Here is a 14,178-nt window from a genome sequence, read left to right on the forward strand (position 1 = left end):
TGATTTAGTTGCGCAGAACATTTTGAGCCAATCACATCCAAGAGAATATGAAAGTGAAATACAATTAAGCAAAGGAGAAAGACCCGCTGCTTTTGCCGCTTGGCCAATGCGGTCAAAAAGGTTGCAAAAGTCAGACATGCAAAAATTGAGTGCCCAAGATAGTGATGATAAGTAAGGTAAAAGTTCGTTTTATTTGTAATGACATCCACAATCAATCCAATGCCATCTAAATCTGGTAAGGCCCCGGATAAAGTCACCAGAATCCTTTCTCTTCTATGTTTAATAAGTTCAGCCGAAGCTAACCAACTAAATAATACAAGTGCGCCAGGCGACATAGTTAATTCCGATTTAGGTTAAAATATCATGGCAGATAATCATAAGCCATTCTTTGCATTGGAATTATACATATCCAACTCTGAATACAAACTAAACCTATTGTACCCACTTAGATTGGTGAGGCTTTTCTTGAAGTCTATGAAAAAATACTCAGCTCAAGCTTTACTGGTTCCCCCAACCAATATGCAAACTCCGTATGGTCTTGGTAATCATTCCCCGTTAGCGCATGTACAAGTACAGTTAAGTTTTTCCGTTTGTTATCAAGCCAGGGAATAACGTGTTCAAAATCTTTTGACTGAAATGCAATTTGAAAACTCCAGTGCGGGTGAGGTCCAACACACTTCTCATGAAATGTACCAATTTTCAAATCAAAATTGTCCAAGATTTCTTGGTATATATTTTTTGCTAAAGCACGAGAAGATGCATCAAAATATACATGTGCATGATAGTCAGTGTATTTATTCACTGGGGTTTTATTTTCAAGCATTTGAGTCTTCCTTAAAAGTATAAAACTTCAATCTCACCTTTACTATTTTTCGACACCTGATTCCTTTAGCAAAGCACTTTACGTACGGATGGCATAATTCTTCTACTTACGGGTACTTCATCCCCCGTAGAAAGTTTAAGTATTCCTCCACCTGATGATGCACCTTCTAAAGATTGGATAAAACGCGTATTGACTAAATATGAACGGTGTACCCGCAAAAATACAGAAGGCAACATTTCTTCCAATGAACTTAAGCTTTCGTTATGCAATACACTTCGGTGATCTGACAAAACCAATTCAACGTAATCCCTAGCGCCTTTACAGAAGCATATTTGATCTGAATTTACCCATTCGATTTTACCTGCTTGATTGAGTTTCAGTTTCGTCGGCTTTTTAATTTCCTGAATCTCATCCAAAGCTAATTGTAAATGCTGAGCTCGAGATTGCTCAATAATACGCTGTGCCTTTTCCTTCCTATAGTCACTTGCCTGCACCGCTAAAAAGAAAATAAACAACGCAGCAATAAAATAATAGAAATACACATCTAGAAACTGATTAGGCCTTAATGTCAGGGCAAGCGAAAACATTATTAAGGCCACACCATAAGTTTTCGCCGTTTTGTATTTACGCAATATCGCATTTGCTATCAAAAGCACACTAAAAGCCGCTGGTACCTGAATAGCGACAGTGGTTTTTTCTTCCATCGTGGTTGCAGTATAGGTAGCCACAGCCGTTACACACATGGCTAACCATACAATCGCAAAATTCCATTTATTCAAAAATTTATTTGCTATATAGAGTAACAAACACCCACCGCTACAAGCTCCCAAAAGCAAAATAGCAAGGACTCTTATTTCATGAAACGGGTAGTGATATGCAAATAAACCTCGCGAAACTTCTATCGCGAGTTGTGCCAAAACAAAAAAAGAAAAGATTGTTAACAATGCCGGTTGCCCTGCCCCCTCTCTCAATACCAGTAAATACGCAGAATACAAGAGCCCAATAAGTAAAATACCAAATGGGATAAACGTAGGAAGGTAATGACGAAGTACCATATTTTGAGGTGACGCATAATCGGTTATTATCAAACGTTGAATCATTTGCTCAAAGCCTAAAACGTTGTGATGTGAAGACAGCTTGATAGCCAACTCATTTTGAGATGCCTTGAGTATATTTTCGGGTAAATATACAACCGTATCCATTATACCCGATTCTTCAGACTCAATGCTGTCAGCTGGCAGTCCGTTACGCCCAATTAACTCCCCATTCAAGTAAAATTCAGCAGAGGCCTTGGCCGACATGAATAAGCCAAGCGGTTTTCTAGGGCCCCTTTCTTGCTCAAATTTTACGCCTAAATCAAACGATGCGATTACCCAAACTAATCTGGCCTTCGAGTCAACGTCATCTATTGTCTTAATTTGGCAGTCTTGACGAGAAGAATGAGGCACTCCTACCGATTCCATATCAGCTCCACACACCTTAACTTTATGAATTTGAAACTTATTAATTCCTTCTGCGCTAAGGCTTAGTGAAGTTAAAAGCAGCCCCAAAGCGCAAAATAGATAACCAATGTGCGCCTTAACGATATGGTGTTCGAATAATTTAGCTTTGCATAGCACTTCTTGAGATTGTCGTGCCACTTGCAGAAGATATTCTACCGCTTGCATATAAGTACTAGAAAAATAATGAGAAATCGTTAGTGTCCTTGAAATATTGTAGCTAGCGTTTAAAAGGTCAATTTTAATGAACTATATCAAAAAATCGGTTTTCACAGGGGTTATTTTTTTACATGCAATCATAGCATCACCTTGCCAAAGTGCAGAATTTGAAGAACAACAGATTGATGCACTGGTTGCCAAAGCGCAAAGCGGTCTCAATGTTCCAGGTATTGCATTGGCCGTAATAAAAGGAGACAAAGTTATTCACGCCAAAGGGTATGGCGTACAATCCATAATTAATAAAAAGCCAATAGACCAAAACTCATTGTTTCAAATTGGTTCAATTACGAAGTCTTTTCTAACAGCAGCGCTGGCAATGTTAGTAGATGAAAATAAGATTAAATGGGATGATAAAGTCATTGACTACCTACCTCAGTTTCAAATGTACGACCCGTGGGTAACACGTGAATTTACAATTAGGGATTTAGTTACACACCGTTCAGGGTTGCCCCTAGGTGCAGGTGACCTGCTACAATGGCCAGATGCAAAGTCGTCACCAGATGAAATCATTGCAGCACTTCGTCACTTAAAACCTGAAAGTTCATTTCGCTCAAGTTATGCATATAACAATTTAATGTACGTTGTCGCTGAAGAAGTTATTCGTGTAATTACCGGTATTCCTTGGGATCAGTACGCTGAAAAAGTAATCCTAAAACCACTCAATATGCGTGGGTGTGTTGCTCACTCAGACCGAATTGTGGCGTCTTCAGAGCGCGCTATACCTCATATGGAAGTTGATGGAGAGCTAAAGACCGCGTTTTTCAAAGAAGGAGATCTCATTCATTGCAGCATTGAAGGAATGGCTCAATGGGCAAAATTGCACTTACTCAAAGGACAGCTTCCTAACGGTAGAACGCTTATTAGCCAAAAACAACATCAAGAAATGTGGCAACCTGTAACTCTACAAAAAGTATCTTACATGGCGAAAACCTACTCCCAAACGCACTTTCAAGCCTATGGTCTGGGTTGGAGACTCATGGATTTCCATGGCCATTTACATGTTTCTCACGGCGGCGCAGTGCAAGGTATGACATCCCACATTGCATTTTTGCCTGAAAAAAATATTGCCGTTGTGGCTTTAACCAACCAGTGGTCAAGAGCCGCACAAGGGTTAACTGCAACAATTCTCGAAAGCTATGTTACTGACAACCCGACAGACTATATTGACCTCTATATCGATGGAAGAAATCGATATAAGTCAAAACAAATTCCCAAACAAGCAACTGCTGAACTACAGAAAAGTAAAAATGACGCTCCCACATTACCACTAGAAAACTATACAGGCCGCTATCATGACGACTGGTATGGTGATGTTTTCGTGGACATACAAAACAACACTCTGACTATTAAATTTTCCAGAAGTAAGGCACTAAATGGCACGCTAGAACATATCCAAGGCAATCGCTTTGTAGCCAAATGGAAAGATCGCACACTTAATGCTGATGCATATGTAAACTTCGAAGTAAATTTTAAAGGCAAGGTTAAAGGTATTAAGATGAAAGCAGTAAGTCGAAGCACCGACTTTTCTTATAACTTTCATGATTTGAATTTAATAAAACGCACAGACTAACGACTTTTTTCAAAAGGAGTACAATGGGCCTGCTCAGGCCCTTTATTTTGTTATAAAAAATAACCCTATCTACTGTGCAAACAATCGACGCTTCAACTCTTTGTTATCTGGGCAAAATAGCTGTAGTGATTGGTTGAATTCAGCTTTGGACAACACGCGACCATGGTGAGAAGATACATATTGCTCTATGTCTAAGCCAAGATGTAGCATCTTTTTATTCAACGTATGGCTACGATAATAAACGTCGCGGCTCGGCCAACTATTCGGAGAATGAAAGCCATGCTCAAAGCTGCTTCCGAACATGTCCTCAGCGAACAGCACCTTCTGTGTTGGCAAATACACAACTAAGTTATGATCAGCATGGCTGCTCGGTATGTCAATTAGTTGAAGATGTCCTAGCTCTATTCGAGTGCCTTCCTGTACCAAAGTATATTCATTAGGTGACAACTGCTGCTCGAAGCTCTCTTGAACGGCATCTAGGTGTTCAGGCAAAAGAAGCAATTGGGCACCGTGGTCCACTACTTCTTTTAAGCCCATTAAGTGATCATCATGATGGTGAGTAACAATAAAATGGGAAACTCGCTTTTTATTGCCTGTAAATTGCTGTAGTTGTGCCACTCTATTTTTCCATGTAAATGTATCGTTGGGCATTTGCCAAGCGCCCATAGATACATACGAATCTCCAATATCAAAAAACAGCGTGAATCCCCAACCTTGTCCAACTAGATATACGCCTGCTGCGATTTGATTCACACTTGGCTCTGCGAATTCAAGAAATGCGTCAGGTGTGTTTGGTTTATAATCTTTTGGTTTCAATACAAAGCTGGATTTGTCCTTCGTTGTCGAAATATCGCGAGACAGAACATGCAAACTCGGACGGGCATCTTTAGTTACTAAGGTCTGTTTTGCCCAAGCGACCCCATCTTGATTACGGGTGTGCTGCATAAAGTCATAACGTGTAGATCTGCCGCCTTTTTTGTTAATCACACGAGACAGAAGCCCTGTGTTCCTGTCAAAAAAGAACGTTTGCGCGACGCCCTTAGTTACTTGAGTGAATACATCATGGACTCTGCCATTGATATACATTTCTGTTTGATTAGTCGAGTTTGCTTTATTCGTAGCCAAAGCTTTTACTACTAAGGTATCAACTCCTTTTTCCATTCCCAACGCAATAGAATCCCAGTTCACACTTGATGACTGTTGGAATGATTGCAAGCAGTGATCGATTTTTACTCCTAAGTTTTTATCAACACGTCTATCTATAACTGTCATATTGTAGTGGCCATAGTTACCAATCAAGCTTTTATCGCCACGTTTAAAGGTTTTAGATTTCGCTTCAAAGTTGATTTTTAACTGTTGGTCATATTCGTGTAGTTGAATAGCATGCAAACCTTCTGCTGCGAAACCACTTTGTCCTTGTGAATAACGAAAAAGCTGCTCTTCGATTATCATCTGTTCTACAGACAATAAAGCCTCAGCACCGTATGCAGCAACCGCTCGTTCAATTATCTTTTCCACTCCCTCAGATGCTTTTAAGTACTGGCAATGCATAGCTAAAACCCCACCAACTAAGTATGGAATGGTTCTTGATACTTTTGAAATAAAAGCTTTTGAATGTATACACATAGTATGACTCCTTAACTTATGCGAATTTAGAGTCAGTACTGTGCTTGAACGGCTAACCAGTACAACAAAGGCGCACTGATGAAATTATGATGAATAACTGATATGCATATTTTACAAAGAGTTACGGTGCACAAAGGCACTCGACATCCTACGCTGATATTCATATACTCGGACTTACTTTGAGCTGTAATTCTATTTTTATGACCTCACCTTCATGCTTTTACATCAACGATTTTCTCATTGACTTGACTCGTTCTGAGGTCATTTACGACAAGACCAGTACTAAGGTCGAGCCGAAAGTATTGCAAGTGCTGTACTTACTTGCCCAACACCCAAATCAAGTTGTAAGCCACCAGCAAATCATGGATCAAGTATGGCACGGTACGGAAGTCGTACCCAACGCACTGCAGCGCTGTATCGCTCGCCTACGAAAAGTCCTCGGAGATGACGCAAAGTCGCCCCACATAATTGCCACACATCCTAAAATAGGCTATCGACTTATGGTGGACGTAAGATGGCAGCAAAATAGTGATAAACAAACCAAACTAGCGGTCGCAATACCTAACTCCATTAACAAGAGGATATGGATTGCTATTATCAGTTTTACTTTATTCTTTGGCATTATGTTCTCAGTAAACATATCGAATGAGCTTAAAATAAAGTCTATCAAGCAATTAACGCATACAGACGCTTTCGAAAGTAACGCAACTTACAGCCCAGATGGGAAATACGTTGTGTTTAATCGCCATGAAAATTCTTGCCAAAGTCATATTTGGGCCAAGCACATGGAAACAGGTATCGAAAGTCGCTTAACTGAACAAGCTGGTTTTTATAGAAATACACGATTCACACCAGATGGTCGTAGTTTGATTTACACTCAACAACGGCATTGCAACCAAGCATCAACGTCCCAGCATGAACCCCACACAGCCAATTGTTGGCAGATTAATATGCTGGATTTAGCCGCGTCATTACATAACCCGCAACCTGCAATTGTGAGGCTTCAGTGTCAAAATGAACAAATTGAACGTCCTATCGCGCTACCCAATCATCAGTATGCGTATTTGAACATCACTCAAAGCCAAACGGGTTTGTTCAGATACAGTGCGACAGCACAAGCTGCTACTGAACTATTCAAGCCATCTGATATGACAATTTATACCTATGACTACGATCACAATCAGTCTCAGTTTATAGTGCTTGGATACAACGACCAATTCCAGCACCTAATAACGATTATTGATAATCAGGGCTCGATAGTTCAGCAAAATACCATACATTTCAATGGCAACTCGGTATTTACGGAGCGGTTTAATATTCACGCTTCAATGTCCAATAATAGCCTTATTGCAGTAAACCAAGGCCAGCTATATCGCCTCAGCTTGAATGGCCAACTTAGTAAGTATGAATCAACTACCAAGGGTATTCTGAGCGCTTACCAACACCCGACAAAGCCGCAACTCTTAGCTGTAAAGGGCTACAAAGATATTGATATTGCCGAATTGTCCATTGTTAAAAGCACTCAAATAGATAACAAGCCAGGAATTAATCAACGTGTAACGCCATACATTAGCATTGCCCGTACCAAAGCCCTTGAAATATCACCCAAATACCAACCTGCTGGTGAGCTTATTGCATTTATATCCACACGCAGTGGTCACAGTGAAATTTGGCTTTGGGACGGTGAGCAATCACAGCAGTTGAGTCACTTTGAAAGCCAAGCTAAGTTTGAGCGATTTGTTTGGTCTCCAAATGGGCAACATATTGCGATCGTTGTTGATGGCTCTCTCAAAATCATCGATTTAAAAGGCAATGTAGAAAGCTTTGTTCACGATGTTTCTATGCATCAAGCTGTTGCTTGGCCAAATGAGACAAGTCTATTCTTCACTTCCAGAACAACGGAAAGTGCGAAATCACTCTGGCAGTTTGATTTCAATACATATGCTTTCTCACAATACCCTGTTGAAAATGCCAAAAATATCTGGCCAACCAGCAAATTTCTCTTTTACAGTGACTTCTCAGGCAAAGTATTTAAACGTGATTTATCTCCAAAAACTCAAAAAGCTCAAAAAGCTCAACACCTACCATCCTTAAATGGCAATAGCCTAGTTATGCAACAATCACTGTTTTATGGCTACGACTCTAGTACTGGTTACTTATCTGCGTATTCGCTTAGCGGTGAATTTAAAAAGCAGCTGATACCACTTAAGCCCTTTGCTTGGAAGTTGACGGATATACGCGACAATACAGTATTAATCGAGCAAGTGATTGAAGTAAATCAGGATGTAGTAGAGTTGACCTTTTAGACTTATTAAAAGAAGGCAAATAGTACCTAGAGTCCTAAATCCCGGATAACTCTTAATGTTTCAATATAATGCGCTAGATTTTTAATGCGATTTGTTTTGCGCATACTACATTGAGTGACTTCTCCATTTAGTCCTTCGAAAACTAAGTACTCTTCACCTATCGAGAACTTTTGTGCACAGCTAGTAGCTCTAGAAATAACCTCTTCGACGTTATATACATCGCCTGCAAATTTTTCAGACACCCTAATTGAAGCAGACACTCGTCCACTTTCTCCAAGAGATTGGATATGTATCACTTTTCCGATATACGCCTTTTGGCTGTTTTCTAAGCTTAGCTCTATGCCAAAATCACCACACTTACAGGCAGACGCAAATGAGGAAGTTAGCAGCAATAGTAATAAAATAATGTATTTCATCTATCTTAGTAACGTTTAATCAGTTGCCAGTATAGGACTTTAAAGTCCTCCGAATAGGTCAGCGGAGTGTCAAAAACCGCCTTTCTGTACAAATATTACTTTTCTACAATTTATTTAAACTGTTAATTAAAAGAGCATCAAAGTATGTTGACTAAAAACAAGAGTTCAAACAAGGCGCACTTATCATAGCTTTCCAAAAACAAACTTTTCGACACCATGTTGCTTAAACAGATTGCTAATTTCGATAGTTGACTTGATAGGAACGCCATCTTCCACGTACATCCATACCGTATTCGTTGGATACTCAGAAATCATTTCATTGATTTGCCTATTAATATTTGGAGTATCAACAATAGCAAAACGTTTTCTGACACTGGTAAATCGGACCATGCCATTCTCTGTTAACTTAACTTTGATAGCAGAACTATGGCGCCGCCCCCAGTAAGTATGATCGGCTATGACCCCTTGAGTATACTCTATACCAACCTCACTATTATTTGGATAAATGACAAATAGAGCAATTATGAGCACAAGAGCAAGATCGACAAAACCAAAGTTATTTAAATTCAATATAATATTTACCTTTAAATGCTACTTCAAAAAATTCCTAAAGGTCAAAATTACGAACTCCTCTTATAAAATATACCACGGAAAAAAGAGTCAAAAAGGTATGAGGCAGGTTTACTAGATACCAAATATAATGCTCATAATTATCTTCTAAAACTAACAATGAAATCATGGAAAGTAAAACAGGAGCAATGATAGATAATGATAAATATTTGCTACCTTTGGCAATACTTAGCACTCCCTTTTTTGATGTCTCAGCGTACTTTTCATTCAGCTTCAAATAGAAAACCCAAAGTACAGCTGCCAAAATAAGTTGCACAATAGTGTCTAGCGTTGAGCTAATTAATGAATGGATGAGCATTTCCATATTAGTTTAAAAATCCCAAAAATACTTAATAAGTGATTTATACCGTCAAACACATTCACCTGCAATTGAATATAAGTGATCAGTTTACAAATAAGAACCACTCAACATAACGCTAACTTCCATCAATCTCGTCTAGAAAACCCATAAGCACTCGCCGACTGGCAGCCAGCTCTGCCGCCTTTTTATCAACCTGCTTAATTTGGGCGTGTAAAAGTTCAATTAATTCATCACAGGGTTCAAAAACCAGAGCATTCCCTCTAACACAAGGTAAGAATTCTAAGATTGTATTCAAGTTCATGCCAGCAGCGCTCAGTAGCTTGATGCGCTCTAATGTGCGGATCTCTTGTTGATTGAAATCTCGATACCCTGCAGCAGTGCGACTAGGCTGCAACAATCCTTGCTCTTCGTAGTAACGCAGCATCCTTACGCTTACACCAGATATTTTTGAAAGCTCACCTATTTTCATACTTCACTATTGACCCTCACAGTACTGTCAGGGTTTATGCTACCCCCACGCAAGAGCTGTTTCAATCAGGAAATAACAATATGAACACCCAATCATTTTTTCCCCAAAACTTTATAAACGGACATCCCATTGTCAAATCAAATATATCGAGCTTGGCATTCAGTGGATTTGCTCACTTTACGGCACTTCAAGTACGAAACAAGATGGTCAAGGGGTTGGACTTACATTTAGAGAGGCTAAGTAAAGCATCATTGGAGCTTTATAATCATGCTCATACCAATGACATGATCTGCAGTTTTATTCGCGCGGCAATTGACAACGGGCCAGCCGACCAATCGCTCACTGTGACTATTTACTCTCCCCATGGGGAGTTTACATCAGACAGTATGAATGCTGAGCCCCATGTTATGGTGAGAACCGCTAAACCAGAAAACGGTCCATTAGGTCCTTTAAGACTGTCAGCAATTCAACATGAGAGACCTTTAGCCGATATAAAACATGTGGGGGAAATTGGCAAAACTTACTATTTGCATCAAGCAATTAAACAAGGGTTTGATGATGCAATTTTCATAGACAATAATGGCCACCTGAGTGAAGGCACAATTTGGAACCTCGCATTTTGGGATGGTGATTCAGTTATCTGGCCAAAAGCACACATGCTAAAAGGCACTATGATGGCAATCCTACAGCGTCAACTTAACAAGTTGAACATTTCTCAACGCAGTGAAGCAATTACTCTAGATAGATTAAAAAACTTCCAAGGCGCAGCTTTGATGAACTCTTGGACACCGGGAATTGAAGTGAGTGAAATTATGTCGACACCGTTTCAACAATCTCAACAATTGGTATCAATACTTCACCACGCGCTTAAACAAGAGCCAGCTGAACGAGTTTAAATACCAAAAGGTTTGATACGATATAATCAAAGAGGCCCCAATAAATGGGGCCTCTTGGTAATAACTGCCAAAGGTTAATTTAGGTGCTATTTAAAGCGTCTCTTCTAACCATTTAAAGAATTCTCGCTGCCATACAATGCCGTTTTGTGGCGTAAGTACCCAGTGATTTTCTTCAGGAAAATATAAGAATCGACTTTGTAAGCCTCGTAATTTAGCCGCTTGGAAAGCTTGGATCCCCTGACCTAGTGGTACACGATAGTCTTTACCACCATGGATAACAAACATCGGTGAATCCCACTTATCGACAAAGTTTATTGGGTTAAATTGTGCATAAGCCTTACGCTCAGCACCATTGTCTTTTTCCCAATAAGCACCACCAAGCTCATGGTTTACAAAGAAAACCTCTTCAGTAGTACCATACATACTGCGTGTATCAAAGATGCCACAATGTGCGATAAAGGTTTTGAATCGGCCATCATGGTTACCCGCCAAGTAAAATGCAGAATACCCACCAAAACTTGCGCCAATCGCACCAATACGTTCTTTGTCCACATAAGACTCTTTGGCAATGTCATCAATCGCATCCAAGTAGTCTTGCATAGCTTTGCCACCCCAATCTTGACTGATATCTTCATTCCATTTAACACCGTGACCAGGCATACCTCTGCGGTTTGGTGCAACCACGATGTAGCCCTGCGACGCCATCACTTGGAAGTTCCAACGAAACGAATAAAACTGCGACAACGAAGATTGCGGACCACCTTGTAGATAAAGTAGCGTCGGGTATTTTTTACTTTTATCAAAATTAGGTGGATAAATCACCCAAGTTAACATGTCTTTGCCATCTTTGGTTTCTACCATGCGTTTTTCAACTTTTGGCAGATCTAAGTTTGCATAGAACGTTTCATTCACTTGCGTCAACGCAGTCATCTTTTTGTTACGCAAGTTAAACTTATAGATTTCCTTAGCTTTATTCATGCTGTTGCGTGTTACAACTAACTGGCCGTCCAGAGCAGCAACAATACCATTAACGTCAAATTGGCCTTTCGTCAATTGCTTGATTTTAGGTTTAGCTTTTGAACGAGTATTAACTGGCACTTGGAACAATTGAATAGTACCGTCCGTTGGTGCAACAAAGTAAATATGCTTGCCGTCGTGGCTCCATTTAAAGCTATAAACGGTACCATCCCAATCTTCTGTCAGGTTGACTTTCTTTTTGTTCGCCATCACTATGATGTCGTTTTTATCCGCTTCATACCCCGGCTCATCCATTTGAAGCCATGCAAGCTTGCCAGAGGGCGAAAAAGCAGGGCTTTTATCATAACCCAGGTTGCTTTTAGTTAGGTTGGTGGTCTTTTTACTCGCAAGGTTGTAACGATAGATATCCGTATTAGTGCTAGTAACATACTCTACGCCCGTCAGCTTTTTACTAACATAGTAAATATTTTCACCTTTAGGGCCCCAAATATAGTCTTGAGAACCACCAAATGGTGAAGTTGGGCTATCGAAAGGCTTGCCTTTCATGATATCGACTTTTTCTTCAGTCTTCAGGTTTTGGTAAAATACATGTTTAACACTGCCGTCTTTCCATGTATCCCAATGACGATAGTTCAGATCGTCAAAAACATATGCGTTTGAACTTCCTAAATCTTTGTGTTTGTCAGAAGATAAAATGGCTTCTACTTTAACTGAGTCATGGAATAGTTTTTTGCTGCCATCTGGAGAAATATTGTCATCCGATAAAAGCCCTTGGTAAGCTTCTAAAAGTTGAGCTGAACCACCTTTAATTGGTACTTGATAAACTTTACTATCAAAGTTGTTCATCTCTACACTTGGTGTAGTAACGCGATAGATGACATGGGTGTTTTCTTTATTTAAACCTAGCGCACTAACACGCTTTATCTGCCAAAGCTTTTCCGGCGTCATCACTTCATTTGCTGATGCCTCAGCCCCAACAGCTAGCCCCAAGCTAGCATACAATAGAATTCGCAACATCGCGAAATGCCTCCAAAAATAAAAACCAGTCTAGACTACATAAATATGTTATAACATAAAAGATACTGCTTTAATAAAATTGTCATTTCATAACTCTTTAAATTTCAACCCTATATAGATAAGCCACTTCTGAATAAACAAACCTGTTAAGCTATCACTTGCTCATAGTTGCTACGCCATTATTGCCCTGCATTTCAATAGCCGCAAAAATCTATACTTTGAACCATCAACGTGGGCAATCACACTTGAGCCTGTCTATTTGCATTATTGACACGTAACCTCACACTTACGATCACCAAGATAAACCCAGTTGTATTATCCATTTTAAAACCTTTTGGTTCGACAAAGTTTAATTAGCCAGAGGCAAGTACAGAAACTCTTAGAGTAGGAACTAGATAAAGGGCTAAGCATTCACTGCGTCGAGAATTAAACAGTGAAGTACTCTTAAAATAAGCAAGGCAAATTCGCTCAGGCACTAAAGAATGGTGAAATACCCATAAACAATGTAGTTCGAGACAGGGATACTGGGCAATGACGGTTCAACTGTGCTAGGTAGCGCCCTGCCCAATTTTTAGTTTAAGAAACTATGGCTTTATATACGTTGTTCACTATATAAAGCAAACTGCGCTATGGCATTTATTTACCAAGCCCAATAGCTATCGCGATAGCAATACCTACCGGAACAACAAGAGCAACACCCGCTAAAAGAAGATTTGAGAAAGCTCGCCAAAATGAAAACTCTTGCACTTGCGCTACACATTTAATCATCAAGATTAAGGACCAAATGCCAAGCACCAATTGAATTGTCATAATGCCCCAATATAACACTGACTTTATTGTATTTGCGTTTATAGTCGGTGTGTTAGTTGCAAAGATTTCATTAGGCGCTATTGCAATCAGTGGCACCCATAACATTAGGGACAATACTAAAGGAACATTTGACCATGCAATGGCTGTTCGCAGCTCTTCATATGTCCCTACTCCCCCAAGCCATTTACCTATCAACCTTGTTGCAGCGCTTCCTAAAGCCCAGAAAAAAACGCCACTTAAAGCGCCTGTTGCGATAGACATAGCGACAATGACAAGCACCTCTTTATCATCACCCATACTTTTTGAAACAGCTCTATCCAATGTGCTATTTACGCCGGATATCATCACTAAAAGTAAAATATATTTGGCACATCCAGAGTCAATAATTTGTTGTATTGTGGCTCTTGGTTGTGTCCATATAGATAGCCATGGATTCAATCGTGGAAAGAGGTTACTTGTTTCAGGTTCCAAAGATTCCAATTGGCTGCTTTTTTGATCCATTTTATTTACTCGATTTTACTCTAATTAGTTTGCAATGCGCCGCTGCTTAAATGAAGCGCTAAAAAAAATTCCAACACGCTCTTTTATGAGCGCTATTTTTTATTTCGGCGAATCTGC

Annotated in this window: 13 protein-coding genes; 3 read left to right on the forward strand and 10 right to left on the reverse strand. The window is 39.7% G+C overall.

The genetic code is table 11. The features are described from left to right. The 3 genes from N475_RS26285 to N475_RS11045 form a co-directional block, all read right to left on the reverse strand. Positions 1-335, reverse strand: a 335-nt coding sequence (locus N475_RS26285; RefSeq protein ID WP_211270612.1) for a metal-dependent hydrolase, incomplete at its 3' end; no start/stop codon positions are given. 137 nt (positions 336-472) lie between these two features. After that, the gene (locus tag N475_RS11040; protein WP_063357827.1) at positions 473-823 is read right to left on the reverse strand and encodes a DOPA 4,5-dioxygenase family protein; all 351 of its coding nucleotides are present in this window, start codon (positions 821-823) and stop codon (positions 473-475) included. A gap of 65 nt (positions 824-888) precedes the next feature. Further along, complete coding sequence (locus N475_RS11045) at positions 889-2,286, reverse strand: LytR/AlgR family response regulator transcription factor (protein WP_162269593.1); 1,398 nt, start codon at positions 2,284-2,286, stop codon at positions 889-891. 280 nt (positions 2,287-2,566) lie between these two features. Between N475_RS11045 and N475_RS11050 the strand changes: the two genes are divergently transcribed. After that, the gene (locus N475_RS11050; RefSeq protein WP_081232415.1) at positions 2,567-4,111 is read left to right on the forward strand and encodes a serine hydrolase; all 1,545 of its coding nucleotides are present in this window, start codon (positions 2,567-2,569) and stop codon (positions 4,109-4,111) included. A gap of 69 nt (positions 4,112-4,180) precedes the next feature. Here N475_RS11050 and N475_RS11055 read toward each other — a convergent pair whose 3' ends face one another. After that, positions 4,181-5,737 (reverse strand): MBL fold metallo-hydrolase, encoded by a 1,557-nt coding sequence (locus tag N475_RS11055; RefSeq protein ID WP_063365281.1) that lies wholly within the window; start codon positions 5,735-5,737, stop codon positions 4,181-4,183. Positions 5,738-5,916: 179 nt separating this feature from the next. On the opposite strand from N475_RS11055, the gene N475_RS11060 reads away from it, so the two are divergent. Then, complete coding sequence (locus N475_RS11060; RefSeq protein ID WP_155732573.1) at positions 5,917-8,043, forward strand: winged helix-turn-helix domain-containing protein; 2,127 nt, start codon at positions 5,917-5,919, stop codon at positions 8,041-8,043. A 26-nt stretch (positions 8,044-8,069) separates the two neighbouring features. Here N475_RS11060 and N475_RS11065 read toward each other — a convergent pair whose 3' ends face one another. From N475_RS11065 to N475_RS11080, 4 genes are all read right to left on the reverse strand, one after another. Next, a complete protein-coding gene (locus tag N475_RS11065) occupies positions 8,070-8,459 on the reverse strand; it encodes a hypothetical protein (protein ID WP_063357823.1) in 390 nt (129 codons plus the stop codon). A gap of 183 nt (positions 8,460-8,642) precedes the next feature. Further along, positions 8,643-9,029, reverse strand: coding sequence for a hypothetical protein (locus N475_RS11070; RefSeq protein ID WP_063357822.1), 387 nt, complete (start codon positions 9,027-9,029; stop codon positions 8,643-8,645). Positions 9,030-9,066: 37 nt separating this feature from the next. Continuing rightward, positions 9,067-9,393: a hypothetical protein gene (locus tag N475_RS11075; protein ID WP_063357821.1), complete on the reverse strand. Its 327-nt coding sequence runs from the start codon at positions 9,391-9,393 to the stop codon at positions 9,067-9,069. A gap of 112 nt (positions 9,394-9,505) precedes the next feature. Beyond that, complete coding sequence (locus N475_RS11080; RefSeq protein WP_063365283.1) at positions 9,506-9,859, reverse strand: MerR family transcriptional regulator; 354 nt, start codon at positions 9,857-9,859, stop codon at positions 9,506-9,508. An 80-nt stretch (positions 9,860-9,939) separates the two neighbouring features. Here N475_RS11080 and N475_RS11085 point away from each other — a divergent pair, with 80 nt between their 5' ends. Beyond that, the gene (locus N475_RS11085; protein ID WP_063365284.1) at positions 9,940-10,755 is read left to right on the forward strand and encodes an aminotransferase class IV family protein; all 816 of its coding nucleotides are present in this window, start codon (positions 9,940-9,942) and stop codon (positions 10,753-10,755) included. Positions 10,756-10,845: 90 nt separating this feature from the next. Here the strand turns inward: N475_RS11085 and N475_RS11090 are convergent, their stop codons facing one another. Both N475_RS11090 and N475_RS11095 read right to left on the reverse strand, forming a co-directional pair. Next, positions 10,846-12,750, reverse strand: a complete 1,905-nt coding sequence (locus N475_RS11090; protein ID WP_063365285.1) for a S9 family peptidase — start codon at positions 12,748-12,750, stop codon at positions 10,846-10,848. A gap of 636 nt (positions 12,751-13,386) precedes the next feature. Then, positions 13,387-14,061 (reverse strand): Yip1 family protein, encoded by a 675-nt coding sequence (locus tag N475_RS11095; RefSeq protein WP_063365286.1) that lies wholly within the window; start codon positions 14,059-14,061, stop codon positions 13,387-13,389. Positions 14,062-14,178 lie beyond the last annotated feature (117 nt).

Origin of the sequence: Pseudoalteromonas luteoviolacea DSM 6061, assembly GCF_001625655.1 — a bacterium.
GTDB classification, from domain to species: domain Bacteria; phylum Pseudomonadota; class Gammaproteobacteria; order Enterobacterales; family Alteromonadaceae; genus Pseudoalteromonas; species Pseudoalteromonas luteoviolacea.

Coding starts and splice junctions, on each gene's coding strand:
- N475_RS11040 (WP_063357827.1), bottom strand. CDS start 823: ATGCTTGAAAATAAAACCCCAGTGAATAAATACACTGACTATCATGCA.
- N475_RS11095 (WP_063365286.1), bottom strand. CDS start 14,061: ATGGATCAAAAAAGCAGCCAATTGGAATCTTTGGAACCTGAAACAAGT.
- N475_RS11065 (WP_063357823.1), bottom strand. CDS start 8,459: ATGAAATACATTATTTTATTACTATTGCTGCTAACTTCCTCATTTGCG.
- N475_RS11080 (WP_063365283.1), bottom strand. CDS start 9,859: ATGAAAATAGGTGAGCTTTCAAAAATATCTGGTGTAAGCGTAAGGATG.
- N475_RS11085 (WP_063365284.1), top strand. CDS start 9,940: ATGAACACCCAATCATTTTTTCCCCAAAACTTTATAAACGGACATCCC.
- N475_RS11045 (WP_162269593.1), bottom strand. CDS start 2,286: ATGGAATCGGTAGGAGTGCCTCATTCTTCTCGTCAAGACTGCCAAATT.
- N475_RS11050 (WP_081232415.1), top strand. CDS start 2,567: ATGAACTATATCAAAAAATCGGTTTTCACAGGGGTTATTTTTTTACAT.
- N475_RS11075 (WP_063357821.1), bottom strand. CDS start 9,393: ATGGAAATGCTCATCCATTCATTAATTAGCTCAACGCTAGACACTATT.
- N475_RS11090 (WP_063365285.1), bottom strand. CDS start 12,750: ATGTTGCGAATTCTATTGTATGCTAGCTTGGGGCTAGCTGTTGGGGCT.
- N475_RS11055 (WP_063365281.1), bottom strand. CDS start 5,737: ATGTGTATACATTCAAAAGCTTTTATTTCAAAAGTATCAAGAACCATT.